The sequence below is a fragment of the Serratia sp. B501 genome, from assembly GCF_051172315.1.
Taxonomy (GTDB): domain Bacteria; phylum Pseudomonadota; class Gammaproteobacteria; order Enterobacterales; family Enterobacteriaceae; genus Serratia; species Serratia ureilytica.
The window spans coordinates 1-25,872 of record NZ_JBPIZB010000014.1; the positions used below are offsets into that span (position 1 = coordinate 1).

Consider the following 25,872-nt stretch of genomic DNA (forward strand, 5'->3'; position numbering starts at 1 on the left):
TTACTTCAGTTAGTCACTCTTCAAGACTTGATATTTTTTTGCATCCGAAGATGCTGGATATCGTCTTGTGGAGTGCCCACACAGATTGTCTGATAAATTGTTAAAGAGCAGTGAGTTAGGCGCTTTCACTTGCTAACTCGAGGTGGCGTATATTACGCTTTCCTCTTTCAGAGTCAACCCTAATTTTCAGGATTTTTTCTCTTTCTTCCCGGCCGCTGTGTGAAGTGAATCACTTGCGCCGTGTCGATGGAGGCGCATTATAGGGATCCGAGTTTTTTGCACAACCCCTTTTTTGATCTTTTCTTTCTGTTTGCACACTTTTCAGCCCTTCCGAGTGGATCTTGTGCGATCAGGGCCATTTTCCGCAGGATCCGGCGCTGCGATTGGTTGTAATTCCATCGTCAGAGTCTAGTATTGCCGGTAAATATGATCCCGACGTGAGGCAAGCACCATGTCCGATGCAGTACGTTCTTATCTTCAATACACCCCCAAACTCGGTCAGCGCGTCTTGATCGATCCTTCCAGCGTCGTCATCGGCGACGTCGATCTGGCGGATGACGTCAGCATCTGGCCGCTGGTCGCCATTCGGGGCGACGTCAATGCGGTAAAGATCGGCGCACGCAGCAATATACAGGACGGCAGCGTACTGCATGTGACTCACCGCTCCGAACATAACCCCGACGGTTATCCCCTGTTGATTGGAGAAGACGTGACCGTAGGCCATAAAGCGATGCTGCACGGCTGCGCCATCGGCAACCGGGTGCTGGTCGGTATGGGATCGATCCTGCTGGACGGTGTAGTAGTAGAAGACGACGTGATGATTGGTGCCGGCAGTTTAGTGCCGCCGGGCAAACGCCTGGTCAGCGGCTATCTCTATATGGGCAGCCCGGCACGCCAGGTTAGGCCGTTGACCGCCGCCGAGTTGGAAGGATTGCTTTATTCTTCGAACAACTATGTACGCTGGAAAGATGAATACCTGTCGGAAGACATCTGACGGACGCCCCGTTCCCTATAAAGAGAACGGGGTTGCATTTATGCCGCCAGTTCGCTGCGCAACTGGCGCAATACCGGCTCAATCTCTGGCATCACTCCATGCCAAAGCAGGAAAGCATGCGCCGCCTGCCCCACCAGCATGCCCAACCCATCGGCATATTCCGTTGCCCCCTGCTGCTGCGCCCAGGCCAGGAATGGCGTAGTGCCCTGCTGATAGAACATGTCATAGCAACGAGTGTGCGCATTAACTACGCCCGCCGGCAACGCCGGGATCTCTCCGCTGATGCCGGACGCCGTCGCATTGATCACCAGTTCGAACGCTTGCTGATCCAATTGATCCATCGGCGTCGCCGAGATCTCCCCCAGATGCCGAAAAGCGTCTGCCAACGCCTGGGCTCGGCTGAAGGTGCGGTTGGTGATCGTTAGCCGACAGCCGAAAGACAGCAGCGGCAGGATCACGCCGCGCGCTGCGCCGCCGGCGCCCACCAGCAGGATGCGATCCTGCGGCCGGATCAATTGCTGACGCTGCAGATCGGTCAGCAACCCGATGCCGTCGGTGTTATCCCCCAACAGCTCGCCATTAGGCAATACCTTCAGGGTGTTGACCGCACCGGCCATCGCTGCGCGCTCGCTCAGCTCAGAAGCGGCCGAATAAGCACGCTCCTTGAAAGGCACCGTGACGTTCGCCCCCAGCCCTCCGGCGCGGATAAACGCCTGCAGGCTGGTTTCAAAACCGTCTAACGGCGCCAACACCGTCCCATAAGGATGCTCAATGCCGGTCTGGGCAGCAAACAGCGCATGAATTCGCGGCGACTTGCTGTGGCCGATAGGGTTGCCAAATACCGCAAACTTCTCCATGCCCATTACCTCTAGCCCTGACGGATCTGTTCGCCGGTCAGAACGTCTCTGATTTCGGAAGGATTAAGACGGCCGCCCACCTTGCCGCGCAATACCGGGAAAGCTTCGCCGAACTGCCGCGTGACCTCATCCGCACTGCGGCATGGCTCCAGCCCACTGAGATTGGCGCTGGTCGACACCAGCGGCTTGCCGTACTGCCGGCACAGCTGCTGCACCAACGGATGATCGCTGACGCGCACCGCCAGCGAGCTGAAGCGTCCGGTCAGCAAACGCGGCGTCTCCGGCCGAGCGGGCAAAACCCAGGTTACCGGCCCTGGCCAGCTGGCAAACATCGTCGTGCGCTGCTGTTCGCTGAGCGCACTGTCGTCGATATAAGGTTTAAGCTGTGCATAGTCGGCGGCGATCAAAATCAGCCCCTTTTCCCACGGCCGCTGTTTCAGCGCCAGCAATGCATTGACCGCCTGCTCGCTGTCGGGATCGCAACCCAGGCCGAATACGGCTTCGGTGGGATACGCAATCACCTGCTGTTGATGCAAAGCATCGATGATAGATAAAAGGTTCGGGCTTAATTCTGAGTTCATGATGTGATTATTCTGTAGTCGCGACGGGTTTTCCGCACAGCTTGCTGGCACAGCACAGGACGGGGCCTTTTGCCGTGCGCTTTTCCATCAGCAGCGGATAATGGCAATAGGCGCACTCACCGGCGACAGGTTTAACATTGAGGGCAAACTGGCATTCCGGGTAACGATCGCAGGAATGAAAAACTTTGCCGTAACGCGACTTGCGCTGCAGCAGTTTGCCTTGGCCGCACTGCGGACAGGTGATGGCGGTTTCGTCAGGCTTATCGATCACTTCAGTGTGATCGCACTGCGGATAATCGCTGCAGCCGATAAACATGCCATAGCGCCCCTGGCGCAGCACCAACGTCGCCTGACATTTCGGGCACTGTTGCCCATCCAAGACCTTAACGATATGTCCATCGGCCTGCGCTTTCAGCGGCCGAATATATTGGCATTCAGGGTACTGGGAACAGCCGAGGAAGGGGCCGTGGCGACCGCTACGGATCACCAGTTCGGCCCCGCATTCCGGACAGGGTTCATTTTGCCTGGCGGCAAAAATCGCGTTTTTTGTCATAACGTCTTCTATGCGCGTTATCGGCTCAATGCAGATAACCTTCGTTCACTTCAAACAACAGTTCTTCCATTTGTTGATAGGCGCTTTCATATCCGGGGATATTAAACAGCACCATCAACACGACCCATTTCAGATCTTCGAGATCGAATTCCGCATTATCCAAAGCCATAACGCGGTCGATAACCATTTCACGGGTTTCGAGGTTCAATACCTGAATCTGTTCCAGGAACAGGAGAAAACCACGGCAGCTGGCGTCCAGACGTGCACCTTCTTCTTCGGTGTAGATCCGCATTGCCAGCGGATCGGCATCCATAAAGTAAGGGGCATTTTGACCCTCTTGCAGGTCAGCCAACTTCTCAAGCCAATTCAACGCGTTGTAGATATCATCCCGATGAAACCCCGCCTGAGCGAGATCATCGGTCAGTTGATCCTGATCGACGCGCATCTCTGGTTCATTGTGGATATAAGTTTCAAACAAGTACATGAGTACGTCGAACATGGCTTGCCCTCCTTATTCGGACATAGCCGCCGGGTACAGCTGCGATCCACCCTGCTAACTCCAGCTCGAGTAACTTGATTACCACCACTGGCACAGGTTGGCCGGCACGTTCAGCGACGACGTCAACAGGTGTCACCTCATCTCCTACGTTAGCCAACACATCGCCAAATGGCAATTCAACTTCAGCCTGCGACGCACAAATAGTTGTATTTTCGTTCAGTGACAGCCATTGAAGGCCGCTTCCCAGCAATTCGGCGATATCTTTCGGCCCGGTGACCAGATGCGCGCCCTGCTGGATTAACCAATGCGTACCCTCACTCATCGGGTTTCCTAATGGCCCAGGCAAGGCGAACACCTCACGCCCCTGCTCCAACGCGTAGCGAGCCGTCACCAGGGTACCGCTGCGCAGCGAAGCCTCTATGACCAGAACCCCCAGGCTGAGCCCGCTGATAATACGGTTACGGCGTGGGAAATGGTCGGCCAGCGGCAAATCGGTGACTAAATGATCTGAAATCACAGCGCCGCCCTGCTCGACTATCTGCTCCGCGAGCCGGCGGTGCCGGCGCGGATAGATATTGCCCAGCCCGCTGCCCAACACCGCAATCGTGCAGCCATTGGCCGCCAGCGCCGCACGATGGCAAATGCCGTCGATGCCGATCGCCAAACCGCTGGTGATGGTGAAACCGCAACGCGCCAACTCCTCGGCGAAATGGTTCGCCCAACGCTCGCCGTAATGGCTGAACTGCCGGCTGCCGACCATAGCGAGCTGAGGTTGCAACAGCACCCGAGGATCGCCCTCGATCAGCAGAAACAGCGGCGCGTCGTCGATCTGAGCCAGGTTTTCAGGATAGCCGGGCGCCCCATAGTTCAGCATACGGTGCGCCGGCTCCTCCAGCCAACGCAGGGTGGCCGCCAGATAGACAGGATCCACTCGGTTGAACTGTGCCTGCTGCCGTTCGTTCAATCCCAGCTCATGCAACACGCGGCGAGGCTCGCCACTCATTTGCGATAACTGTCGCACGAGCCGACTGGCCACGACGGTCTGTAGCCCCGTGACTCCCCGCATCCGTAAAGCGATCTCTTCCGGCCGCATCGTCTGTTCCCTCAGCAAAAACGGTGGTATTACCAATCTGAGCAATTGGTGCGCAATGCTGTCAATCAGGTCGGGAAATGTCTAGAATAGAGGTTAAACCTCGTTCATTACTCGGATACAGATCTAAAGATATATGTCAGTCTTGCAGGTATTACATTTCCCAGACGAGCGTCTGCGCAAAGTCGCAGCGCCGGTAAAAGAAGTCAATGCAGATATCCAGCGCATCGTGGATGATATGTTTGAAACCATGTACGCAGAGGAAGGCATTGGCCTGGCTGCGACTCAGGTGGATATCCATCAGCGCATTATCGTGATCGACGTCTCCGAGAATCGCGATCAGCGCCTGGTGCTGATCAACCCGGAGCTGCTGGAAAAGAGCGGCGAAACCGGCATCGAGGAAGGCTGTCTTTCCATTCCCGAGCAGCGTGCGCTGGTACCGCGCGCCGCGCAGGTGAAGATCCGCGCGCTGGATCGCGAAGGCAAACCTTTCGAGCTGGAAGCGGACGATCTGCTGGCGATCTGCATTCAGCACGAGATGGATCACCTGATGGGCAAACTGTTCGTCGATTACCTGTCGCCGCTCAAGCGCCAGCGCATTCGTCAGAAACTGGAAAAAATGGCCAAGCTTCAAGCCCGCGCCTAACCGATCAGGAAATCAACGTGTCTGACTCTTTACGGATTATTTTCGCCGGAACACCAGACTTCGCAGCGCGTCATCTTGACGCGCTGTTGTCATCTGAGCACCAGATTGTCGGCGTATTCACTCAACCCGACCGCCCGGCAGGCCGCGGCAACAAGCTAACGCCCAGCCCGGTCAAAATACTGGCCGAACAACACCAATTGCCGGTATTTCAGCCTAAATCGCTGCGCCCCGAAGAGAACCAGCGTCTGGTGGCGGATCTCAACGCCGACGTGATGGTGGTGGTTGCCTACGGGTTGATTCTGCCGCAAGCGGTGCTGGATATGCCGCGTCTTGGCTGCATCAACGTACATGGTTCGCTACTGCCTCGCTGGCGCGGCGCGGCGCCGATCCAGCGTTCGCTCTGGGCCGGTGACAGCGAAACCGGCGTGACCATCATGCAGATGGATGTCGGTCTCGATACCGGTGACATGATGCACAAGATCGCCTGCCCGATTGAGAGCAGCGATACCAGCGCCAGCCTCTACGACAAGCTGGCGCAGCTCGGCCCGCAGGGCATGTTGACGACGCTGCGCCAAATGGCCGACGGCAGCGCCACCCGCGAAGTGCAGGACGAGTCGCAGGTCACCTACGCCGAGAAGCTGAGCAAAGAAGAAGCTCGCCTGGATTGGACACTGTCCGCCGCACAGCTGGAGCGTTGCATCCGCGCCTTCAACCCTTGGCCGATAAGCTACTTCACCATCGATGAGCAACCGGTGAAAGTGTGGCAGGCCAGCGTAATGGCGGAAAGCGCCGACGCGGAGCCGGGCACCGTTGTCCATGCCGACAAGCACGGCATTCAGGTGGCGACCGCCGACGGTATCCTCAATCTGATCCAATTGCAGCCCGCCGGCAAGAAACCGATGTCGGCGCAAGACCTGTTAAATTCACGTCGTGAATGGTTTACCCCGGGTAACCGGCTGTAAGTCACCCCACTGCCCGGCCGTTCATCGCCGGGCCGTTATTTTCTTAATGCCGATCGTTATCAGCTTCAGCCTATGAAAAATAATTACAATCTCCGCAGCATCGCTGCCAAAGCCATCGGCCAGGTGCTGGATCAAGGGCAGTCACTGAGTACTGTTCTGCCGGCGCTGCAAACCTCCATCAGCGATAAAGACCGCGGGTTGCTGCAGGAACTGTGCTTCGGCACGTTACGCGTACTGCCGCAGCTCGAATGGTGCATTCAGCAATTAATGGCCAAACCGCTGACCGGCAAGCAACGTACACTTCACTATTTGCTGATGGTCGGCTTGTATCAGCTGCTGTATACCCGTATCCCGGCGCACGCCGTACTCGCAGAAACCGTGGAAGGTGCGGTGGCGCTGAAACGCCCACAGTTGAAAGGTTTGATTAACGGCGTCTTGCGGCAATTCCAGCGCCAGCAGGAAGAACTTCTGCAACGCGCCGCCAACAATGACAGCCGCTACCTGCACCCGAGCTGGTTGCTGAAACGCATCCAACAGGCTTATCCCGCCAACTGGCAACAGATCGTCGACGCCAATAACCAGAAGCCGCCGATGTGGCTGCGCGTCAACCGCCTGCATCACACCCGTGAGGCTTACCTGCAGCTGCTGACCGACGCCGGCATCGCCGCGGAGCCTCATGCAGACTATGCCGACGCCGTGCGGTTGCTGGCACCTTGCGCCGTGACCGATCTGCCAGGGTTCGCCGACGGCTGGGTCACCGTGCAAGATGCCTCAGCCCAAGGCTGTGTTGATCTGTTGGATCCACAAGACGGTGAACAGATCCTCGATTTGTGCGCCGCGCCCGGCGGCAAAACCACGCATATTCTGGAAGCGGCGCCGAAAGCACAGGTTATGGCCGTCGATATCGACGAACAGCGTCTGGCGCGGGTGAAAGAAAACCTGCAGCGTCTGCGTTTGCACGCAGAGGTTAAACTGGGCGATGGCCGCACACCGCAGCAATGGTGCGGTGACAAGCAGTTCGACCGTATTCTGCTGGACGCGCCTTGTTCGGCCACCGGCGTGATCCGCCGTCATCCCGACATCAAATGGCTGCGCCGCGATCGCGACATCGCCGAACTCGCCGCCCTGCAGGCCGATATCCTGGAGGCCGTCTGGCCGCATCTGAAATCAGGCGGCGTGATGGTTTACGCAACCTGCTCTATTCTGCCGGATGAAAACAGTAGTCAGATCGCCGCGTTCTTGCAGCGCCATGCCGATGCCAAGCTGGTTGAAACCGGCGATGCGCAGCGGCCGGGACTGCAGAATATCCCGCATCCCGAGGACGGCGATGGCTTCTTTTACGCTAAGCTGATTAAAATGTAATTCTTCAGGGTGCCCACGCGCCCTAAGTCTTTCAGTGTGAAGCAGAGAACACGATGAAAATAATTATTCTTGGTGCCGGGCAGGTTGGCGGGACGCTGGCGGAAAACCTGGTAGGTGAAAACAACGATATCACCGTCGTCGATACCGACTCCGGCCGGTTGCGTCAGCTGCAGGATAAATTCGATCTGCGAGTGGTTCAGGGACATGGTTCTCACCCCCGGGTGCTGCGCGAAGCCGGCGCAGAAGACGCCGACATGCTGGTCGCCGTCACCAACTCCGACGAAACCAACATGATCGCCTGCCAGATCGCCTATTCTCTGTTTAATACCCCCAACCGTATCGCCCGTATCCGCGCGCCGGAATATATCCGCGAGTCGGAGAAACTGTTCCTGCCGGAAGCGGTGCCGATCGACCATCTGATTTCGCCGGAGCAGCTGGTCATCGACTATATCTACAAGCTGATTGAATACCCCGGCGCGCTGCAGGTGGTCAACTTCGCCGAAGGCAAGGTCAGCATCGCCGCGGTTAAAGCCTATTACGGCGGCCCGCTGGTCGGCAATGCGCTCTCTTCGATGCGCGAACACATGCCGCATATCGACACTCGCGTCGCCGCCATTTTCCGCCAGGATCGGCCGATTCGTCCGCAAGGCTCGACCATTATCGAAGCCGGTGATGAAGTGTTCTTCGTTGCCGCCTCACAGCACATTCGCGCGGTGATGAGCGAACTGCAACGGCTGGAAAAACCTTATAAGCGCATCATGATCGTCGGCGGCGGCAACGTCGGCGCCGGCCTGGCCGCCAAGCTGGAGAAAGACTATAACGTCAAACTCATTGAGCGCAATCAGCAACGTGCCGCCGAACTGGCCGAGCAGTTGCACGATACCATCGTGTTCTACGGCGATGCCTCCGACCAGGAACTGCTGGCCGAAGAGCACGTCGAGCAGGTGGATGTCTTCATCGCCATCACCAACGACGATGAGGCCAACATCATGTCGGCTATGCTGGCCAAGCGCATGGGCGCCAAGAAAGTGATGGTCCTGATCCAGCGGCGCGCCTATGTCGATCTGGTGCAAGGCAGTGTGATCGATATTGCCATTTCACCGCAGCAGGCAACCATCTCCGCGCTGCTTGGGCATGTGCGCAAAGCGGATATCGTCAGCGTTTCGTCACTGCGCCGCGGCGTAGCGGAGGCGATCGAAGCGATTGCCCACGGCGATGAAAGCACGTCCAAAGTGGTTGGCCGCATCGTTGAAGATATCAAGCTGCCACCGGGTACCACCATCGGCGCTATCGTTCGTGGCGACGACGTCATCATCGCTAACGGCAACAGCAAAATCGAACAGGGCGATCATGTCATTATGTTTATTACCGACAAGAAATTCGTGCCGGACGTTGAACGCCTGTTCCAACCGAGCCCGTTCTTCTTGTAGAACGAATTTATTTGGCGATGGTCTATAATCGCGTAGTTGTTCTCTGCCTTGAGAGGAGATAAAACTTCTCTCCTTTTGTGGCAAAGGGAAATTGCTTTGTTAAACTTGAGTTATTAATTCTGCAAGGGGTGCGTTCTATGAGTATGTTGAAAGAGTTTCGCGAATTTGCCATGCGCGGCAACGTGGTCGATCTGGCCGTCGGTGTGATTATCGGCGCCGCGTTCGGCAAGATTGTTTCGTCCTTCGTGGCCGATATCATCATGCCTCCGCTGGGCTTACTGATCGGCGGTGTCGACTTTAAACAGTTCCATCTGGTATTACGTGAAGCTCAGGGCGCCGTACCGGCGGTGGTAATGAACTACGGTTCATTCATCCAAACCGTATTTGACTTCGTGATTGTCGCCTTCGCCATCTTCCTGGCGATTAAATTGATGAACAAAATGCGCCGCAAACAAGAAGAAGCTCCGGCAGCGCCGCCAGAACCTACTGCAGAAGAGAAACTGCTGACGGAAATCCGTGATTTGCTGAGCCATCAACAGCAGCCAAAACTGTAAGACAGCATTTGGTTATGCCAATAAAAAGCCACCGGATGAAGGTGGCTTTTTTAATGCCTTAAAACCAGAAGGCCAGTGGTAAATTATCGCTTGATACTTTACCACTGGCCTCCCAGTTACCGCCTTTGTTGTGTTTTTCTTTACGCCGATAGCTGCCTTTGCCTTTCACATTCTTTTCTACCCGCTGACGGAATAGCGGATCATGCAGCAGCGCCTCAATGGCGTTATCTTGAATCTGGCCTTTGGTGTGACGATATTTCGTCATGGTAATGCTCCTGTAAAAGGTGAGGAAATAAAACGAGCCGATAATACTGCCGTCAGTATAAAAATTAAAGTGCCGTCAGCAGCCTTTTTTGCCTTTATCATCGCTGGCGCCCTGTTCCAAAGCTTCCAGGATCGAACAGTAGTTGCTGGTATGGGCAGTGCCACAGCAGGCGTCGCTCAGCCGTTTCAACGATTCACGCATCCGATTCAGCTCGGCCAATTTGCTTTCCACTTCGCTCAGGCGCGCATCAACGATAGACTTCGATTCCTGGCAGGTATGATGTTCCGGATCGACCCGGATCGACAGCAGCTCGGCGATCGTTTCCAGAGTAAAGCCCAACTGCTTAGCATAACGGATAAAACGCAGCCGCTGCAGATCCTGCTCGGTGTACAACCGATAGCCACCTTCGGTACGGACATTGTGATCCATCATGCCCTGCTTTTCATAGTAACGCACGGTATCCGGCGTCACTTCGGCAAGCTTGGCCAACTGACCTATCTTGAACATTACTTCTCCTCTCGGGTAAATTTACCGTCCAGTGCGCGCTGATATTCGCCATGCAAGAAGTCCGTGCTCATTCCTGCCTGACGCAACCGATGTTCCAGCAGTGCCATGCGCTTGCTGAGATCGACATAGTCCGGATGCTCACTGTTGATCTCTTGCAGTAAGTGAGCAACGGTTAATGCCTCTTTACGATCTTCCAGCACCGGCGGCAGGTAACCGGCATTTTTCAGCAGACGGTAACCGGTGCGTAGCTCAGCCGGCACCGCGCTGTCATCGTCCAGCGCCAGCGGTTGTCCCTGGCCGGGCAGATTGTCGAACTCGCCTTTATCTTGGGCATCAAGGATATGACGTTCCGCCCATTGATCGAGCAACCCCATAACAGACAGCCTCGGTGAGCCTAATGAATGAGTCTTAGCATAACGGATAGGGGTGAGGATCTTAAGCACGGCGGGGGAATTGCGCACATTTCGCTGGATTTGGACGTAAAAAAACCGGGCAAGCCCGGTTTTTTTACGCGTCTACAGATTACTCTGCAGTTGCTACTTCTGCTTGAGACTCAGCACGATCAACCAGCTCGATGTATGCCATCGGCGCGTTGTCGCCTGCGCGGAAGCCACACTTCAGAATGCGAGTGTAACCACCGGCACGGCTCGCGAAACGCGGGCCCAGCTCGTTAAACAGTTTTGCCACGATCTCGTTATCACGAGTACGGGCGAATGCCAGACGACGATTAGCTACGCTGTCGGTCTTGGCAAGAGTAATCAGCGGCTCAACAACGCGACGCAGCTCTTTTGCTTTTGGCAGGGTCGTCTTGATGATCTCATGACGAACCAAAGAGCCGGCCATGTTACGGAACATAGCCTGGCGATGGCTGCTGTTACGGTTCAGTTGACGACCACTCTTACGATGGCGCATGACCTTATCCTTCTCAGTAAAACCTTAACCTGTGATCCGGTTACTCGTCAGCAATGCTTGCCGGCGGCCAGTTTTCCAGGCGCATGCCCAGAGACAGACCACGTGAGGCCAGCACGTCTTTAATCTCGGTAAGAGATTTTTTACCCAGGTTTGGCGTTTTCAGCAACTCAACCTCGGTACGCTGTACCAGATCACCGATGTAGTGGATAGCTTCTGCCTTGAGGCAGTTAGCAGAGCGGACAGTCAATTCCAGATCGTCAACAGGGCGCAGCAAGATCGGATCGAATTCCGGTTTCTCTTCTTTAACTTCCGGCTGACGTACATCACGCAGGTCAACGAAAGCTTCAAGTTGTTCAGCCAGAATGGTGGCCGCACGGCGGATCGCCTCTTCAGGATCGATCGTGCCATTGGTCTCCATCTCGATGACCAGCTTATCCAAGTCAGTACGCTGTTCTACACGCGCAGCTTCAACATTGTAGGCGATACGCTCTACAGGGCTGTAGCAGGCGTCAACCAACAGACGACCGATTGGGCGCTCATCTTCTTCCGAATGAATTCGGGCAGAAGCCGGCACATAACCGCGACCGCGCTGAACTTTGATACGCATGCTGATAGCCGCGTTCTCATCAGTCAGGTGGCAGATCACGTGCTGAGGCTTGACGATTTCGACATCACCATCATGGGTGATGTCGGCAGCGGTCACAGGGCCAATGCCAGATTTATTCAGGGTAAGAATAACTTCGTCTTTGCCTTGAACTCTCACCGCCAGCCCTTTCAGGTTGAGCAGGATCTCCAGGATATCTTCCTGTACGCCTTCTTTGGTGCTGTACTCATGCAGTACACCATCAATCTCAACCTCGGTCACCGCGCAACCCGGCATAGATGAAAGCAGAATACGGCGCAGTGCGTTGCCAAGAGTATGGCCAAAGCCACGCTCTAAAGGCTCAAGGGTCACCTTGGCGTGCGTCGAACTGACTTGCTCGATATCTACCAGGCGCGGTTTTAGAAACTCTGTCACAGAACCCTGCATTGTGTCCTCTCTTTGGTACTAAGCTTTACTTGGAGTAAAGCTCGACGATCAGGTGTTCGTTAATGTCCGCAGACAGATCGGTACGTTCAGGCATACGCTTGAACACGCCTTCCATCTTAGCAGCATCAACTTCCAGCCAAGTCGGCTTTTCACGCTGCTCAGCCAGCTCCAGAGAAGCTTTAACACGAGACTGCTTTTTAGCTTTCTCGCGGATGCTGACTACGTCATTCGGAGATACCTGATAAGAAGCGATGTTAACAACGTGACCGTTTACCATAACTGCTTTGTGGCTAACCAGCTGACGTGACTCTGCACGAGTAGCGCCGAAGCCCATACGGTAAACAACGTTGTCCAGACGACCTTCCAGCAGCTGCAACAGGTTTTCACCGGTGTTGCCCTTCAGGCGGGTTGCTTCTTTGTAATAGTTACGGAATTGACGCTCCAGAATGCCGTACATACGGCGAACTTTCTGCTTCTCACGCAACTGAACACCGTAATCAGACAGACGCGGTTTACGCGCACCGTGCTGACCAGGTGCTTGTTCAATTTTACACTTGGAATCGATCGCGCGAACGCCAGACTTAAGGAACAGGTCTGTGCCCTCACGACGGCTCAGCTTGAGCTTAGGACCCAAATATCTTGCCATTTTCTTTCTCCAACAATCCTAAAAGCTGCGTTACACGCGGCGCTTTTTCGGCGGACGACAACCGTTATGAGGGATCGGAGTCACATCAGTAATATTAGTGATGCGGAAACCAGCCGCGTTCAGAGCGCGGATAGTAGACTCACGACCAGGACCAGGTCCTTTAACCATAACTTCCAGGTTCTTGATACCGTATTCTTTTACTGCGTCAGCACAACGTTCTGCTGCAACCTGTGCTGCGAACGGAGTGGACTTACGAGAACCACGGAAACCGGAACCACCGGCTGTTGCCCAACCCAAAGCATTACCCTGACGATCAGTGATGGTAACGATGGTGTTGTTGAAAGAAGCATGGATATGAGCCACGCCGTCAGAGACTTGCTTTCTTACACGCTTACGTGTACGAACAGGTGCCTTTGCCATTATTCAATAACCCCGATTATTTCTTGATCGGCTTGCGCGGACCCTTACGGGTACGAGCGTTGGTCTTGGTGCGCTGACCGCGTACCGGCAGACCACGACGATGACGCAAACCACGATAGCAACCAAGGTCCATAAGACGCTTGATGCTCAGGGTAATTTCACGACGCAAATCACCCTCAACGGTGTATTTGGCAACTGCATCACGAAGCTTTTCGATTTGCTCTTCAGACAGCTCACTGATCTTAACATTTTCAGCAATACCCGTGGATGCACAGATAGCCTGTGAACGGGTTTTACCGATACCGAAGATCGACGTTAAGGCGATAACGGTATGTTTATGATCAGGAATGTTAATGCCTGCTATACGGGCCACTATGCACTCCTACTATTTTATACAGCAACACCATTCTGAAAAGCCCGTTTTCAGGATACTCAAATAATGTTGCAGTGCGACATACAAAAGATTGGCTGGCTAATCTAGCCAGCTCAACCCAACTTTGCAAGAAAAATATGCGAGATAATCAGCCTTGACGCTGTTTATGCTTCGGCTCGGCGCTGCAAATCACACGAACGACACCGTTACGCTTAACGATTTTGCAGTTACGACATAATTTCTTGACGGAAGCACGAACTTTCATTTTTACTCTCCGTAACTTCTCAAACGAATCTGACTAGCGGTTATAGCCTTTCAGATTTGCTTTCTTCAATGCAGACTCGTACTGACTTGACATCATCAGAGTTTGCACTTGAGCCATAAAGTCCATGATGACGACAACCACGATCAGTAGCGAGGTACCACCAAAGTAGAATGGTACTTTCATTGCATCACGCATGAACTCCGGGATCAGGCAGATGAAAGTAATGTACATCGCGCCCACCAGGGTTAAACGCGTCATTACTTTATCGATATACTTCGCCGTTTGCTCTCCCGGACGAATTCCTGGTACGAAGGCACCGGACTTCTTCAGGTTATCTGCTGTCTCACGCGGGTTGAATACCAACGCCGTGTAGAAGAAACAGAAGAAGATGATTGCAGACGCATAGAGTAACACATAAAGCGGTTGCCCTGGCTGCAAATACAGCGAAATCGTAGTCAGCCAGTTCCAACCGGTACCGCCCCCAAACCATGATGCAATCGTGGCCGGGAACAGAATAATGCTGGAAGCGAAAATCGCCGGGATAACACCCGCCATGTTCACTTTCAACGGTAAGTGTGTACTCTGTGCTGCATAAACACGACGACCTTGTTGACGCTTCGCATAGTTAACGACGATACGACGTTGACCACGCTCAATGAAAACAACGAAGAAGGTTACTGCAAACACCAATACTGCAACCAACAGCAGCAGGAGGAAGTGCAGGTCGCCTTGCCGCGCTTGCTCAATAGTATGGGCCACTGCCGGCGGGAGCCCCGCTACAATACCCGCGAAGATAATGATCGAGATACCGTTGCCGATACCGCGCTCAGTAATCTGCTCACCCAGCCACATCAGGAACATTGTCCCGGTTACCAGGCTCACAACCGCAGTAAAGTAGAATGCAAAGCCTGGGTTTAACACCAGGCCCTGCATACCAGGCATATTCGGCAGACCGGTAGCAATACCGATCGACTGGAATATGGCCAATACCAGCGTACCGTAACGGGTGTACTGACTAATCTTGCGACGGCCAGCCTCCCCTTCTTTCTTGATTTCCGCCAACGCCGGATGAACCACCGTCAGCAGCTGGATAATGATCGACGCCGAAATATACGGCATGATCCCCAGAGCAAAGATAGAAGCACGGCTGAGGGCACCACCAGAGAACATGTTAAACATTTCAATGATAGTGCCTCTCTGCTGCTCAAGCAATTTGGCAAGCACAGTGGCATCGATACCAGGAATCGGAATGAAAGAGCCGATACGGAAGACAATCAGCGCGCCGATTACAAACAAAAGTCTGCGCTTCAGCTCGCCGAGCCCGCCTTTAGCACTTTGAAAATCTAATCCTGGTTGCTTAGCCATCTGCTACTTATTCCTCAATTTTACCGCCAGCAGCCTCGATAGCAGCACGAGCGCCTTTGGTGACACGCAGACCACGCAGGGTTACCGGACGAGCGACTTCGCCAGAAAGTACAACTTTCGCGAATTCGATCTGGACACCAACTACGTTAGCGGCTTTCAGCGCGTTCAGGTCGATAACATCGCCTTCAACCAGAGCCAGTTCAGACAGACGAACTTCTGCCGTGATCATCGCTTTGCGTGAAGTGAAGCCGAATTTCGGCAGACGACGGTACAGAGGCATCTGACCACCTTCGAAACCACGACGTACGCCACCGCCAGAACGAGACTTCTGACCTTTGTGACCACGGCCGCCGGTTTTACCCAGGCCAGAACCAATACCACGACCTACACGCTTAGGCGCATGCTTGGCACCTTCAGCCGGAGACAGAGTATTTAAACGCATCTGTTACTCCTCAACTTTAACCATGTAGGAAACCAGGTTGACCATACCGCGAACAGCAGGAGTATCCTCGCGCTCTACGGTGTGACCAATACGACGCAGACCCAGACCGAGCAGAGTAGCTTTATGCTTCGGCAGACGGCCAATTGAGCTGCGAGTTTGTGTAACTTTAATAGTCTTAGCCATGGTCAATTACCCCAGAATGTCGGCAACGGATTTACCACGCTTAGCAGCGACCATTTCAGGAGACTTCATATTCGCCAGAGCGTCGATAGTTGCACGAACCACGTTGATCGGGTTGGTGGAACCATAAGCTTTAGCCAATACGTTGTGCACCCCAGCAACTTCGAGAACGGCGCGCATTGCACCACCCGCGATGATACCGGTACCTTCATGAGCAGGCTGCATGAACACGCGAGAACCCGTGTGAGCGCCCTTAACAGGGTGCTGCAGGGTGCCGCTGTTCAGCGCGACGTTCATCATGTTGCGACGGGCTTTTTCCATCGCTTTCTGGATCGCTGCTGGAACTTCGCGTGCTTTGCCGTAGCCAAAACCAACGCGACCGTTACCATCACCAACTACAGTCAGTGCGGTAAAGCTGAAAATACGGCCACCTTTTACGGTTTTAGATACGCGGTTTACCGCGATCAGCTTTTCCTGCAGTTCGCCAGCTTGTTTTTCGATGTGAGCCATCTTAAACCTCTTCCTTAGAACTGAAGGCCAGCTTCACGGGCAGCATCTGCCAGTGCCTGGACTCGACCATGATATTGGAAACCGGAACGGTCAAAGGATACTTTCGCAATCCCTTTTTCCAACGCGCGCTCAGCCAGAGCTTTACCTACGGCTGCTGCTGCGTCTTTGTTACCGGAATACTTCAGTTGCTCCGCGATAGCTTTTTCTAAAGTAGAAGCGGCTACCAGTACTTCAGAACCGTTTGGAGCAATCACCTGTGCGTAAATGTGACGCGGGGTACGATGTACCACCAGGCGGGTTGCACCCAGCTCTTGGAGCTTGCGGCGTGCGCGGGTCGCACGACGGATACGAGCAGATTTCTTATCCATAGTGTTACCTTACTTCTTCTTAGCCTCTTTGGTACGCACGACTTCGTCGGCGTAACGAACACCTTTGCCTTTGTAAGGCTCAGGACGACGGTAAGCACGCAGATCTGCTGCTACCTGGCCAATAACCTGCTTATCAGCGCCTTTCAGCACGATTTCAGTTTGGCTTGGGCATTCAGCAGTGATACCTGCCGGCAGCTGGTGATCGATAGGGTGAGAGAAGCCCAGGGCCAAATTCACCACGTTGCCTTTAACGGCAGCACGATAACCAACACCTACCAGTTGAAGCTTTTTGGTGAAGCCTTCGGTAACACCAACAACCATTGCGTTCAGCAGAGCGCGCGTGGTACCCGCTTGAGCCCATGCGTTAGCAAAACCTTCGCGCGGAGCGAAAGTCAGTGCGTTAGCTTCTTGCTTCACTTCAACGGCGTCGTGGATAGTACGAGTCAACTCGCCGTTTTTACCCTTAATCGAAATAACCTGACCGTTGAGTTTTACCTCTACGCCGGCAGGAATGACGACGGGTGCTTTTGCAACACGAGACATTCTTTCCTCCCGAATTAAGCTACGTAGCAGATAATCTCGCCACCAAGACCAGCCTGGCGAGCTGCACGATCGGTCATAACACCTTTAGAGGTAGAAACAACAGCGATACCCAAACCGGCCATAACTTTTGGCAGCTCATCTTTTTTCTTGTAGATGCGCAGACCTGGACGGCTGATACGTTGAATGCTTTCTACCACAGCTTTGCCCTGGAAGTACTTCAGTACCAGTTCCAGAACAGGCTTGGCGTCGCCTTCGATTTTGAAATCTTCAATAAAACCTTCTTCCTTCAGCACGTTGGCAATTGCCACTTTCAGCTTGGAGGAAGGCATGGTGACCGCAACTTTGTTCGCGGCTTGACCGTTACGGATACGGGTCAGCATATCCGCGATCGGATCTTGCATGCTCATCTGTCTTTACTCCCGTGATTCAATTGGTAATTACCAGCTAGCCTTTTTCAAGCCTGGTACTTCACCGCGCATAGCGGCTTCACGAAGCTTAATACGGCTCAACCCGAATTTGCCCACATAACCATGTGGACGGCCAGTTTGGCGGCAGCGTTTACGCTGACGAGACGGGCTGGAATCACGCGGCAGAGTTTGCAGCTTGAGAACGGCATTCCAACGATCTTCATCGGATGCGTTCACATCAGAGATAATAGCTTTCAGTTCAGCGCGTTTTGCAAAGAACTTGTCAGCTAATTTCACGCGCTTGACTTCGCGTGCTTTCATTGATTGCTTAGCCATCAGTAACCCTGCCTTACTTGCGGAACGGGAAGTTAAAAGCAGCCAGCAGCGCGCGGCCTTCATCATCAGATTTCGCAGTAGTGGTAATGGTAATATCCAAACCACGAACGCGATCGACTTTGTCGTAGTCGATTTCTGGGAAGATGATTTGCTCACGCACGCCCATGCTGTAGTTGCCACGGCCATCGAATGACTTGGCGGACAGGCCACGGAAGTCACGGATACGTGGAACAGCAATGGAGATCAGACGCTCAAAGAACTCCCACATGCGTTCGCCACGCAGAGTTACTTTACAGCCGATCGGATAGCCCTGACGGATTTTGAAGCCTGCAACGGATTTGCGGGCTTTGGTGATCAACGGTTTTTGACCGGAGATAGCTGCCAGGTCCGCTGCTGCGTTATCCAGCAGTTTCTTGTCAGCAATCGCTTCACCAACACCCATGTTCAGGGTGATCTTCTCGACCCGAGGGACTTGCATGACAGAGTTGTAATCAAACTGAGACATCAGTTGTTTGACTACCTCGTCTTTGTAGTAATCATGCAGTTTCGCCATCGTATTACTCCAAATTACTTGATAGTTTCGCTGTTAGATTTGAAGAAACGGACTTTTTTGCCGTCTTCGAATCTAAAGCCTACACGGTCAGCCTTGCCGGTAGCCGCGTTGAAGATAGCAATGTTAGAAACCTGAATTGCAGCTTCTTTCTCAACAATGCCGCCTGGTTGGTTCAGAGCCGGAACCGGCTTCTGGTGTTTCTTAACCAGGTTGATGCCTTCAACAATGACCTTGCCAGCAGACAGGACATTTTTTACTTTACCGCGCTTACCTTTGTCTTTCCCGGTAATCACGATAACTTCGTCATCACGACGGATCTTCGCTGCCATGTTCGCTCCTTAGAGTACTTCTGGTGCCAGAGAGATAATTTTCATGAACTTCTCATTACGCAGTTCACGAGTTACCGGCCCAAAAATACGCGTACCGATTGGCTGCTCGCTGTTATTGTTCAAAATAACGCATGCATTGCCATCGAAGCGAATGACAGAACCGTCCGGGCGACGTACACCCTTCTTGGTGCGCACCACTACCGCCTTCAGAACATCGCCTTTCTTCACCTTACCGCGAGGAATTGCTTCCTTGATGGTAATTTTGATGATGTCGCCGACGCCTGCGTAGCGACGGTGCGAGCCACCTAGAACCTTGATACACATTACGCGACGTGCACCGGAGTTGTCGGCGACGTTCAGCATAGTCTGTTCTTGGATCATTTTAGTGCTCCGCTAATGTCAACTACTACTTTAAAGACCCAAGTAAAAATTAGGCCGTTGAAAAGCCCCATAACCGAGGGCGCAGCATTATAACACCGCTTACTTGGTATGGGTAGAAAAAATAAACGGCTCATTTTCTGAGCCGTTTATTAAGTGAGAGCCAGCTACTCTATTACAGAATCGCTTTCTCTACAACGCGAACCAACGTCCAGGACTTGGTCTTGGACAGTGGGCGGCATTCGCGGATTTCAACCACGTCGCCGGTACCACATTCGTTGTTCTCGTCATGTACGTGCAGCTTGGTCGTACGTTTGATGAATTTCCCGTAGATTGGGTGCTTCACAGTACGCTCGATAGCAACAACGATGGATTTCTCCATTTTATCGCTAACAACACGACCCTGCAGGGTACGGATAACTTCAGTCATTTACACACCCGCCTTTTGAGTCAGTAAAGTCTTAACGCGTGCGACGTCACGACGCACTTGTTTCAACAGGTGAGTTTGTTGCAGCTGGCCACTGGCCGCCTGCATGCGCAAGTTGAATTGCTCACGCAGCAGGTTGAGCAGCTCGGCATTCAGCTCTTCAACGCTTTTTTCACGCAGCTCTTGTGCTTTCATTACATCACCGTCTTAGTTACAAAGGTGGTTTTGATCGGCAGTTTCGCTGCTGCCAGTTTGAATGCCTCGCGGGCAACCTCTTCTGGCACGCCGTCCATTTCGTACAGGACCTTACCAGGCTGGATCAGGGCAACCCAATACTCCACGTTACCCTTACCTTTACCCATACGCACTTCCAGCGGCTTCTCGGTGATCGGTTTGTCCGGGAATACACGGATCCAGATCTTGCCTTGACGCTTAACTGCACGAGTCATTGCACGACGAGCTGCTTCGATTTGACGAGCAGTCAGACGGCCACGGCCAACAGCTTTCAGACCGAAAGTGCCGAAGCTAACATCCGTACCTTGCGCCAGACCACGGTTGCGGCCCTTGTGCACCTTACGGAATTTTGTACGCTTTGGTTGTAACATCAGCGACTCTCCTTACTTGCGGCCTTTACGCTGCTGCTTTTTAGGTTGAGCAGCCGGTTCCGGTTGTTCAACTGCAGCCATACCACCCAGGATCTCACCTTTGAAGATCCATACCTTAACGCCGATTACACCATAAGTGGTGTGCGCTTCAGATGTGTTGTAGTCGATGTCCGCACGCAGAGTGTGCAATGGAACACGACCTTCGCGGTACCATTCGGTACGTGCGATTTCAGCGCCGCCAAGACGGCCGCTTACTTCAACTTTGATACCTTTAGCGCCAAGACGCATTGCGTTCTGTACTGCACGCTTCATAGCACGACGGAACATAACGCGACGTTCCAGCTGAGAAGTGATGCTGTCAGCAACCAATTTAGCGTCGAGTTCCGGTTTACGGACTTCGGCGATGTTGATCTGTGCAGGAACGCCAGCGATGTCCGCTACGACCTTGCGCAGTTTTTCGACGTCTTCACCTTTCTTGCCGATAACGATGCCTGGGCGAGCAGTGTGAATGGTCACACGGATGCTCTTCGCAGGACGCTCGATAACGATGCGAGAAACGGAAGCTTTCGACAGTTCCTTAGTCAGGAATTGACGAACTTTAAAGTCGCTGTCCAGGTTGTCAGCGAATTCTTTGGTATTCGCATACCAAGTAGAGTTCCAAGGTTTGACAATACCCAGGCGAATACCATTAGGATGTACTTTCTGACCCATTGCTAGTCTCCAGAGTCTCAGCGATCGGACACAACCACAGTAATGTGGCTGGTGCGCTTCAGGATGCGATCTGCACGACCTTTTGCACGCGGCATAATGCGCTTCATGCTTGGGCCTTCGTCTACGAAGATTTTCGTAACTTTCAGATCATCGATGTCAGCGCCATCGTTGTGTTCTGCGTTAGCAATGGCAGACTCCAGCACTTTCTTAACCAGACCAGCAGCTTTCTTGTTGGTGTAGGTCAGAGTTTCCAGAGCTTGCGACACTTTCTTACCGCGAATCAGGTCAGCAACAAGGCGAACCTTCTGAGCAGAAGAACGAGCGTGGCGATGTTTAGCGATAGTTTCCATCTCTTCCTCCTACCTTAGCGCTTTTTAGCTTTTTTATCAGCCGCATGGCCGCGATAAGTACGAGTCGGCGCGAATTCACCCAGTTTGTGACCGACCATTTCATCGGAAACGAACACTGGTACGTGCTGACGACCATTATGGACAGCGATGGTCAAACCGATCATGTTAGGAAAGATCGTTGAACGACGGGACCAAGTGCGCAAAGGCTTCTTGTCACCGCTTTCCACCGCTTTCTCTACCTTCTTCAGCAAGTGCAGGTCAATAAAAGGACCTTTCTTGAGAGAACGTGGCATGGCTTATCCTCTAATTATTTTTTGCTACGGCGACGTACGATGAACTTATCAGTACGCTTGTTGCTACGGGTCTTCTTACCTTTGGTCTGAACGCCCCACGGAGTTACCGGGTGCTTACCAAAGTTACGACCTTCACCACCACCGTGCGGGTGATCTACCGGGTTCATCGCCGTACCGCGAACGGTAGGACGAACACCACGCCAACGTGCAGCACCTGCTTTACCCAGAACGCGAAGCATGTGTTCAGCGTTACCGACTTCACCCAGGGTGGCGCGGCAATCAGCTGGAACTTTACGCATTTCGCCGGAGCGCAGACGCAGAGTTACGTAGGAACCATCACGAGCAACGATCTGAACGTAGGCACCAGCGGAGCGAGCCATCTGGCCGCCTTTGCCTGGTTTCATTTCTACGTTGTGAACCGTTGAACCAACTGGAATGTTGCGCATCGGCAGGGTGTTACCCGCTTTGATTGCAGCATCAACGCCAGATTGAATCTGGTCACCAGCTTTCAGGCCTTTCGGCGCCAGGATGTAACGGCGTTCGCCGTCTTTGTACAGAACCAGCGCGATGTTCGCGGAACGGTTCGGATCGTACTCCAGACGCTCAACCACAGCAGGGATACCGTCTTTGTTGCGCTTGAAGTCAACCAGACGATAATGTTGCTTGTGGCCACCACCGATATGACGGGTGGTGATACGGCCATTGTTGTTACGACCACCGCTTTTGCTCAGTTTTTCCAGCAGCGGGGCATAAGGTTTACCCTTGTGCAGCTCAGGGTTAACCACTTTAACAACGTGGCGACGACCCGGAGATGTAGGTTTACATTTAACAATTGCCATTGTTCTTACTCCTCCGACTTACTCTGCGCCGCCGATGAAGTCCAGATTCTGGCCTTCTTTCAGGGTGACGTAAGCTTTTTTCCAGTCGCTACGACGACCAACACGCTGACCGTGACGTTTCACTTTCCCTTTAACAACCAGGGTGTTCACGTCTTCGACTTCGACTTCAAACAGTTTCTGCACTGCAGCTTTGATTTCTGCTTTGGTCGCGTCTTTGGCAACTTTGAGAACGATGGTGTTGCTTTTTTCCATCGCAGCGGATGCTTTTTCAGATACGTGCGGTGCACGCAGCACTTTCAGCAAACGTTCTTCACGGATCATGCCAGCATCTCCTCAACTTGCTTCACAGCATCAGCAGTCATAACCACTTTGTCGAAGGCGATCAGGCTAACCGGATCGATACCTGCTACATCGCGCACGTCAACCTTGTACAGGTTGCGAGCTGCCAGGAACAGATTCTCATCCAGTTCACCGGTCACGATCAGCACGTCTTCCAGAGCCATATCTTTCAGTTTCTGTGCCAGCAGCTTAGTTTTAGGCGCTTCTACAGAGAACTTCTCGACAACGATCAGACGATCTTGACGTACCAGTTCGGACAGGATGCTTTTCAGCGCGCCGCGGTACATCTTTTTGTTTACTTTCTGACTGTGGTCCTGTGGCTTAGCAGCAAAGGTCACGCCGCCTGAACGCCAGATCGGGCTCTTTACAGAACCTGAACGCGCACGGCCGGTGCCTTTCTGACGCCATGGCTTTTTGCCGGAACCAGTTACTTCAGCACGGGTCTTCTGAGCACGGGTACCTTGACGGGCACCTGCTGCATAAGCAACAACAACCTGGTGTACCAGCGCTTCGTTGAAATCACGACCGAAGGTAGTTTCGGAAACAGTCAGCGCGCTTTGCGCGTCTTTCAATACTAATTCCATTGCTATCCCCTTACGCCTTCACAGCTGGTTTAACGATCAGGTTGCCACCGGTTGCGCCCGGTACAGCACCCTTAACCAGCAGCAGGTTGCGCTCAGCGTCAACACGTACTACGTCCAGGCTCTGAACGGTTACGCGCTCATCACCCAGGTGGCCAGCCATTTTCTTGCCTTTGAACACTTTGCCCGGAGTCTGGTTCTGACCGATAGAACCCGGAACGCGGTGAGACAAGGAGTTACCGTGGGTAGCGTCTTGGGTACGGAAGTTCCAGCGCTTAACAGTGCCAGCAAAACCTTTACCTTTAGAAGTACCGGTAACATCGACTTTTTTAACGTCAGCGAAGATTTCTACGCTAATTTCCTGACCTGCAGCGAATTCTTGACCTTCTTCCAGGCGGAATTCCCACAGACCACGGCCAGCTTCAACGCCAGCTTTAGCGAAATGGCCCGCTTCCGGCTTGGTTACACGGTTAGCTTTTTTGCTACCAGTGGTAACCTGAACGGCACGGTAACCGTCGGTGTCCAGGCTTTTAACCTGAGTCACGCGGTTCGCTTCAATTTCAATTACGGTTACTGGGATAGAAACGCCATCTTCAGTGAAGATACGGGTCATACCCACTTTTTTACCGACTAAACCAATCATTGTTTCAACCTCTCAATCGCTCAATGACCTGATTAACCCAGGCTGATCTGCACGTCTACACCGGCAGCCAGATCCAGACGCATCAGAGCATCAACGGTTTTCTCGGTTGGCTCAACGATGTCAACCAGACGCTTGTGAGTGCGAATCTCGTACTGATCGCGCGCGTCTTTGTTGACGTGCGGAGAGATCAGAACGGTAAAGCGCTCTTTGCGAGTTGGCAGCGGGATCGGACCACGGACTTGCGCACCAGTGCGCTTTGCAGTCTCGACGATTTCCGCGGTTGATTGATCGATCAGACGATGATCAAACGCTTTCAGGCGGATACGGATTCTTTGGTTCTGCATGAGACCAGAGCTCCAATTATTTATAAACGTAAATAATTACTCCTCACACCCATTTCGATTGATGGGGGAGTGTAATCGTCAACATATAACCCCCATATCGGGAGTATTGTTCGAAAGGCAAAAAAGGCCTGCCAATCGACTGATTCGCTAAAATCAGGCTTACCAAGATTAGGTAAGCCCGCGCATTATACGCAAAATGGCCCAGGAAGCAAGCCGCTGTTGGAAATATGCTCAGGAAATCGTCATTTTTGCGCGTTCAGTGGCAGTTGACGTGTTAACACGGTGAACAGGGAATGAATTAGGCTTGGCGGGAACACTCTCCCCTGCCCCACCGAGAAAACGGCCGCCGGCAGGAGAGACGATGACGAATGGACGGAAGGCTTACTCTTTGCGCTCTAAAATCTGGGCCTGGGCATAGTTCTGAATACCGAGACGGGCAATCAGATCCAGCTCCGTTTCCAGCCAGTCGATATGCTCTTCTTCATCGGCCAGGATATCAATCATCAAATCGCGGCTAACGTAATCGTGGATCGAATCGGCATAGGCGATGCCTTCGCGCAGGTTCTTGGCGCCCGCCAGCTCCAGCGCCAGATCGGAACGCAGCATCTCTTCAATGTCTTCGCCGATGTTCAGCTTGCCGAGATCTTGCAGATTCGGTATCCCTTCCAGGAACAGGATACGCTCGATGTAGCGATCGGCATGTTTCATTTCGTCGATCGACTCGTGATATTCCTTGTCGTTGAGGCGCATTAAGCCCCAATTCTTGAACATGCGGGCGTGCAGGAAATATTGATTGATGGCAACCAGCTCGTTGCCGAGCAGTTTATTGAGGTGAGCAATGATCTTTTTATCGCCTTTCATAGGTAACTCCTCCTGGCCAGTTCTAAAAGTGTAGAACCTGTAAGCCAAGAGTCAAAAATAACCTTACCCTTTGTTAGGCAACTTCATGCATTGGGATGATAGTTCCGCGTTCCTCCACCATAATCTGTCTTGCCTGACGAATGCACTTTCCACAATCGGTACCAATCGGCACAAGTTCACGCAGTTGCTTCATGGTATGGGGATTGTGCTGACGCACCGCCTTACGGATCGCTTTGTCAGTCACCGCATTACACAGACATACATACATAGAGAGACTCACTTCTTAACCAATGCATTGAGTCTAAATAGGAATGGTTTTTATTTCAATTAAGATTTGTACAAATTGCATAAAAAAAGGGCACCGAAGTGCCCTTTTTTGTGTCGAAAAATTATTCGCGATTAAGCGATAACTTTAGCAACAACACCAGCGCCTACAGTACGGCCGCCTTCACGGATTGCGAAACGCAGACCGTCGTCCATCGCGATTGGGTGAATCAGGGTTACAACCATGTTCACGTTGTC

The 25,872-nt window shown here is 53.1% G+C and carries 44 protein-coding genes and 1 pseudogene; 6 read left to right on the forward strand and 39 right to left on the reverse strand.

Features of this window, described 5'->3' with window-relative positions; translation table 11 throughout:
* Window positions 1-451: 451 nt before the first annotated feature.
* Entirely contained in the window at window positions 452-994 is a 543-nt protein-coding gene (locus ACSBQV_RS23820) for a gamma carbonic anhydrase family protein (RefSeq protein WP_033645236.1), read from the forward strand.
* A 38-nt stretch (window positions 995-1,032) separates the two neighbouring features.
* Here the strand turns inward: ACSBQV_RS23820 and aroE are convergent, their stop codons facing one another.
* From aroE to dprA, 5 genes are read right to left on the reverse strand one after another with little or no spacing between them, the layout of a single operon-like run.
* A complete protein-coding gene (gene aroE, locus ACSBQV_RS23825; RefSeq protein ID WP_099785495.1) occupies window positions 1,033-1,851 on the reverse strand; it encodes a shikimate dehydrogenase in 819 nt (272 codons plus the stop codon).
* Window positions 1,852-1,862: 11 nt separating this feature from the next.
* Window positions 1,863-2,432 carry an L-threonylcarbamoyladenylate synthase type 1 TsaC gene (tsaC, locus tag ACSBQV_RS23830; RefSeq protein ID WP_033645237.1) on the reverse strand — a complete coding sequence of 190 codons (570 nt, stop codon included), beginning with the start codon at window positions 2,430-2,432 and terminating at the stop codon, window positions 1,863-1,865.
* 7 nt (window positions 2,433-2,439) lie between these two features.
* Entirely contained in the window at window positions 2,440-2,985 is a 546-nt protein-coding gene (locus ACSBQV_RS23835; protein WP_019456195.1) for a DNA topoisomerase family protein, read from the reverse strand.
* Between the two features lie 25 nt (window positions 2,986-3,010).
* Window positions 3,011-3,484 (reverse strand): DUF494 family protein Smg, encoded by a 474-nt coding sequence (smg, locus tag ACSBQV_RS23840; RefSeq protein WP_099785493.1) that lies wholly within the window; start codon window positions 3,482-3,484, stop codon window positions 3,011-3,013.
* The gene (dprA, locus tag ACSBQV_RS23845) at window positions 3,456-4,577 is read right to left on the reverse strand and encodes a DNA-protecting protein DprA (protein ID WP_099785491.1); all 1,122 of its coding nucleotides are present in this window, start codon (window positions 4,575-4,577) and stop codon (window positions 3,456-3,458) included. The genes smg and dprA overlap by 29 nt, the downstream gene beginning before the upstream one ends.
* A gap of 133 nt (window positions 4,578-4,710) precedes the next feature.
* Here dprA and def point away from each other — a divergent pair, with 133 nt between their 5' ends.
* The 5 genes from def (at window position 4,711) to mscL (ending at window position 9,528) form a co-directional block, all read left to right on the forward strand.
* On the forward strand, window positions 4,711-5,220 hold the full coding sequence (gene def / locus ACSBQV_RS23850) for a peptide deformylase (protein WP_015379260.1): 510 nt from the start codon (window positions 4,711-4,713) through the stop codon (window positions 5,218-5,220).
* Window positions 5,221-5,237: 17 nt separating this feature from the next.
* The gene (gene fmt, locus ACSBQV_RS23855) at window positions 5,238-6,182 is read left to right on the forward strand and encodes a methionyl-tRNA formyltransferase (RefSeq protein WP_099785489.1); all 945 of its coding nucleotides are present in this window, start codon (window positions 5,238-5,240) and stop codon (window positions 6,180-6,182) included.
* A 72-nt stretch (window positions 6,183-6,254) separates the two neighbouring features.
* Complete coding sequence (gene rsmB, locus ACSBQV_RS23860; protein ID WP_099785487.1) at window positions 6,255-7,544, forward strand: 16S rRNA (cytosine(967)-C(5))-methyltransferase RsmB; 1,290 nt, start codon at window positions 6,255-6,257, stop codon at window positions 7,542-7,544.
* 53 nt (window positions 7,545-7,597) lie between these two features.
* Complete coding sequence (gene trkA, locus ACSBQV_RS23865) at window positions 7,598-8,974, forward strand: Trk system potassium transporter TrkA (RefSeq protein ID WP_004929716.1); 1,377 nt, start codon at window positions 7,598-7,600, stop codon at window positions 8,972-8,974.
* A gap of 137 nt (window positions 8,975-9,111) precedes the next feature.
* Window positions 9,112-9,528: a large-conductance mechanosensitive channel protein MscL gene (mscL, locus tag ACSBQV_RS23870; protein WP_033645241.1), complete on the forward strand. Its 417-nt coding sequence runs from the start codon at window positions 9,112-9,114 to the stop codon at window positions 9,526-9,528.
* A 58-nt stretch (window positions 9,529-9,586) separates the two neighbouring features.
* On the opposite strand, the gene ACSBQV_RS23875 is transcribed toward mscL, so the two are convergent.
* From ACSBQV_RS23875 to tuf, 34 genes and pseudogenes are all read right to left on the reverse strand, one after another.
* The gene (locus tag ACSBQV_RS23875) at window positions 9,587-9,793 is read right to left on the reverse strand and encodes an alternative ribosome-rescue factor A (RefSeq protein ID WP_025304494.1); all 207 of its coding nucleotides are present in this window, start codon (window positions 9,791-9,793) and stop codon (window positions 9,587-9,589) included.
* Between the two features lie 75 nt (window positions 9,794-9,868).
* Window positions 9,869-10,300 (reverse strand): Zn(2+)-responsive transcriptional regulator, encoded by a 432-nt coding sequence (gene zntR / locus ACSBQV_RS23880; protein WP_099785485.1) that lies wholly within the window; start codon window positions 10,298-10,300, stop codon window positions 9,869-9,871.
* Window positions 10,300-10,674 carry a DUF1992 domain-containing protein gene (locus ACSBQV_RS23885; RefSeq protein WP_099785483.1) on the reverse strand — a complete coding sequence of 125 codons (375 nt, stop codon included), beginning with the start codon at window positions 10,672-10,674 and terminating at the stop codon, window positions 10,300-10,302. Before ACSBQV_RS23885 ends, zntR begins: the two co-directional genes overlap by 1 nt.
* A 148-nt stretch (window positions 10,675-10,822) precedes the next feature.
* A complete protein-coding gene (rplQ, locus tag ACSBQV_RS23890; RefSeq protein ID WP_004929726.1) occupies window positions 10,823-11,212 on the reverse strand; it encodes a 50S ribosomal protein L17 in 390 nt (129 codons plus the stop codon).
* Window positions 11,213-11,252: 40 nt separating this feature from the next.
* Complete coding sequence (locus ACSBQV_RS23895) at window positions 11,253-12,242, reverse strand: DNA-directed RNA polymerase subunit alpha (protein ID WP_002919219.1); 990 nt, start codon at window positions 12,240-12,242, stop codon at window positions 11,253-11,255.
* A 25-nt stretch (window positions 12,243-12,267) separates the two neighbouring features.
* Window positions 12,268-12,888 (reverse strand): 30S ribosomal protein S4, encoded by a 621-nt coding sequence (gene rpsD, locus ACSBQV_RS23900; protein ID WP_025304496.1) that lies wholly within the window; start codon window positions 12,886-12,888, stop codon window positions 12,268-12,270.
* A gap of 30 nt (window positions 12,889-12,918) precedes the next feature.
* A complete protein-coding gene (gene rpsK, locus ACSBQV_RS23905; protein ID WP_004929731.1) occupies window positions 12,919-13,308 on the reverse strand; it encodes a 30S ribosomal protein S11 in 390 nt (129 codons plus the stop codon).
* Window positions 13,309-13,324: 16 nt separating this feature from the next.
* Window positions 13,325-13,681, reverse strand: coding sequence for a 30S ribosomal protein S13 (gene rpsM, locus ACSBQV_RS23910; protein ID WP_004929734.1), 357 nt, complete (start codon window positions 13,679-13,681; stop codon window positions 13,325-13,327).
* 148 nt (window positions 13,682-13,829) lie between these two features.
* A complete protein-coding gene (gene rpmJ / locus ACSBQV_RS23915) occupies window positions 13,830-13,946 on the reverse strand; it encodes a 50S ribosomal protein L36 (protein ID WP_002227352.1) in 117 nt (38 codons plus the stop codon).
* A 33-nt stretch (window positions 13,947-13,979) separates the two neighbouring features.
* Window positions 13,980-15,311, reverse strand: coding sequence for a preprotein translocase subunit SecY (secY, locus tag ACSBQV_RS23920; protein ID WP_004929740.1), 1,332 nt, complete (start codon window positions 15,309-15,311; stop codon window positions 13,980-13,982).
* Between the two features lie 7 nt (window positions 15,312-15,318).
* The gene (rplO, locus tag ACSBQV_RS23925; protein WP_004929742.1) at window positions 15,319-15,753 is read right to left on the reverse strand and encodes a 50S ribosomal protein L15; all 435 of its coding nucleotides are present in this window, start codon (window positions 15,751-15,753) and stop codon (window positions 15,319-15,321) included.
* Between the two features lie 3 nt (window positions 15,754-15,756).
* Entirely contained in the window at window positions 15,757-15,936 is a 180-nt protein-coding gene (rpmD, locus tag ACSBQV_RS23930) for a 50S ribosomal protein L30 (RefSeq protein WP_048232028.1), read from the reverse strand.
* A gap of 6 nt (window positions 15,937-15,942) precedes the next feature.
* Window positions 15,943-16,443 (reverse strand): 30S ribosomal protein S5, encoded by a 501-nt coding sequence (gene rpsE / locus ACSBQV_RS23935; protein WP_004929747.1) that lies wholly within the window; start codon window positions 16,441-16,443, stop codon window positions 15,943-15,945.
* Window positions 16,444-16,457: 14 nt separating this feature from the next.
* A complete protein-coding gene (gene rplR / locus ACSBQV_RS23940; protein WP_004929748.1) occupies window positions 16,458-16,811 on the reverse strand; it encodes a 50S ribosomal protein L18 in 354 nt (117 codons plus the stop codon).
* Window positions 16,812-16,820: 9 nt separating this feature from the next.
* Window positions 16,821-17,354, reverse strand: coding sequence for a 50S ribosomal protein L6 (gene rplF, locus ACSBQV_RS23945; protein ID WP_004929751.1), 534 nt, complete (start codon window positions 17,352-17,354; stop codon window positions 16,821-16,823).
* A 14-nt stretch (window positions 17,355-17,368) separates the two neighbouring features.
* Window positions 17,369-17,761 carry a 30S ribosomal protein S8 gene (gene rpsH / locus ACSBQV_RS23950; RefSeq protein WP_004929753.1) on the reverse strand — a complete coding sequence of 131 codons (393 nt, stop codon included), beginning with the start codon at window positions 17,759-17,761 and terminating at the stop codon, window positions 17,369-17,371.
* 30 nt (window positions 17,762-17,791) lie between these two features.
* Window positions 17,792-18,097: a 30S ribosomal protein S14 gene (rpsN, locus tag ACSBQV_RS23955; RefSeq protein ID WP_004929754.1), complete on the reverse strand. Its 306-nt coding sequence runs from the start codon at window positions 18,095-18,097 to the stop codon at window positions 17,792-17,794.
* 13 nt (window positions 18,098-18,110) lie between these two features.
* A complete protein-coding gene (gene rplE / locus ACSBQV_RS23960; RefSeq protein ID WP_004929756.1) occupies window positions 18,111-18,650 on the reverse strand; it encodes a 50S ribosomal protein L5 in 540 nt (179 codons plus the stop codon).
* 14 nt (window positions 18,651-18,664) lie between these two features.
* Window positions 18,665-18,979: a 50S ribosomal protein L24 gene (gene rplX, locus ACSBQV_RS23965; protein ID WP_004929758.1), complete on the reverse strand. Its 315-nt coding sequence runs from the start codon at window positions 18,977-18,979 to the stop codon at window positions 18,665-18,667.
* Window positions 18,980-18,988: 9 nt separating this feature from the next.
* On the reverse strand, window positions 18,989-19,360 hold the full coding sequence (rplN, locus tag ACSBQV_RS23970; protein ID WP_000613954.1) for a 50S ribosomal protein L14: 372 nt from the start codon (window positions 19,358-19,360) through the stop codon (window positions 18,989-18,991).
* Window positions 19,361-19,532: 172 nt separating this feature from the next.
* Window positions 19,533-19,787, reverse strand: coding sequence for a 30S ribosomal protein S17 (rpsQ, locus tag ACSBQV_RS23975; protein WP_004929760.1), 255 nt, complete (start codon window positions 19,785-19,787; stop codon window positions 19,533-19,535).
* On the reverse strand, window positions 19,788-19,979 hold the full coding sequence (gene rpmC, locus ACSBQV_RS23980; RefSeq protein ID WP_004929762.1) for a 50S ribosomal protein L29: 192 nt from the start codon (window positions 19,977-19,979) through the stop codon (window positions 19,788-19,790). It lies immediately after the preceding gene.
* Complete coding sequence (rplP, locus tag ACSBQV_RS23985) at window positions 19,979-20,389, reverse strand: 50S ribosomal protein L16 (RefSeq protein WP_004929764.1); 411 nt, start codon at window positions 20,387-20,389, stop codon at window positions 19,979-19,981. Before rplP ends, rpmC begins: the two co-directional genes overlap by 1 nt.
* A gap of 12 nt (window positions 20,390-20,401) precedes the next feature.
* On the reverse strand, window positions 20,402-21,100 hold the full coding sequence (gene rpsC / locus ACSBQV_RS23990) for a 30S ribosomal protein S3 (RefSeq protein WP_004929766.1): 699 nt from the start codon (window positions 21,098-21,100) through the stop codon (window positions 20,402-20,404).
* Between the two features lie 17 nt (window positions 21,101-21,117).
* Window positions 21,118-21,450 carry a 50S ribosomal protein L22 gene (gene rplV, locus ACSBQV_RS23995; protein ID WP_002223844.1) on the reverse strand — a complete coding sequence of 111 codons (333 nt, stop codon included), beginning with the start codon at window positions 21,448-21,450 and terminating at the stop codon, window positions 21,118-21,120.
* Window positions 21,451-21,464: 14 nt separating this feature from the next.
* A complete protein-coding gene (rpsS, locus tag ACSBQV_RS24000; RefSeq protein WP_004929772.1) occupies window positions 21,465-21,743 on the reverse strand; it encodes a 30S ribosomal protein S19 in 279 nt (92 codons plus the stop codon).
* Window positions 21,744-21,757: 14 nt separating this feature from the next.
* Window positions 21,758-22,582: a 50S ribosomal protein L2 gene (gene rplB, locus ACSBQV_RS24005; RefSeq protein ID WP_004929775.1), complete on the reverse strand. Its 825-nt coding sequence runs from the start codon at window positions 22,580-22,582 to the stop codon at window positions 21,758-21,760.
* 18 nt (window positions 22,583-22,600) lie between these two features.
* Window positions 22,601-22,903 carry a 50S ribosomal protein L23 gene (gene rplW / locus ACSBQV_RS24010; protein ID WP_004951179.1) on the reverse strand — a complete coding sequence of 101 codons (303 nt, stop codon included), beginning with the start codon at window positions 22,901-22,903 and terminating at the stop codon, window positions 22,601-22,603.
* Window positions 22,900-23,505, reverse strand: a complete 606-nt coding sequence (gene rplD / locus ACSBQV_RS24015) for a 50S ribosomal protein L4 (RefSeq protein ID WP_004929779.1) — start codon at window positions 23,503-23,505, stop codon at window positions 22,900-22,902. Before rplD ends, rplW begins: the two co-directional genes overlap by 4 nt.
* Window positions 23,506-23,515: 10 nt before the next feature.
* Entirely contained in the window at window positions 23,516-24,145 is a 630-nt protein-coding gene (gene rplC, locus ACSBQV_RS24020; protein WP_015379265.1) for a 50S ribosomal protein L3, read from the reverse strand.
* Window positions 24,146-24,177: 32 nt separating this feature from the next.
* Window positions 24,178-24,489, reverse strand: a complete 312-nt coding sequence (gene rpsJ, locus ACSBQV_RS24025; protein ID WP_001181005.1) for a 30S ribosomal protein S10 — start codon at window positions 24,487-24,489, stop codon at window positions 24,178-24,180.
* A 381-nt stretch (window positions 24,490-24,870) separates the two neighbouring features.
* Window positions 24,871-25,350, reverse strand: coding sequence for a bacterioferritin (bfr, locus tag ACSBQV_RS24030; protein WP_004929784.1), 480 nt, complete (start codon window positions 25,348-25,350; stop codon window positions 24,871-24,873).
* 73 nt (window positions 25,351-25,423) lie between these two features.
* Window positions 25,424-25,618, reverse strand: a complete 195-nt coding sequence (gene bfd, locus ACSBQV_RS24035) for a bacterioferritin-associated ferredoxin (RefSeq protein ID WP_071919937.1) — start codon at window positions 25,616-25,618, stop codon at window positions 25,424-25,426.
* 131 nt (window positions 25,619-25,749) lie between these two features.
* Window positions 25,750-25,872: pseudogene (tuf, locus tag ACSBQV_RS24040) on the reverse strand (elongation factor Tu); the annotation flags it as partial.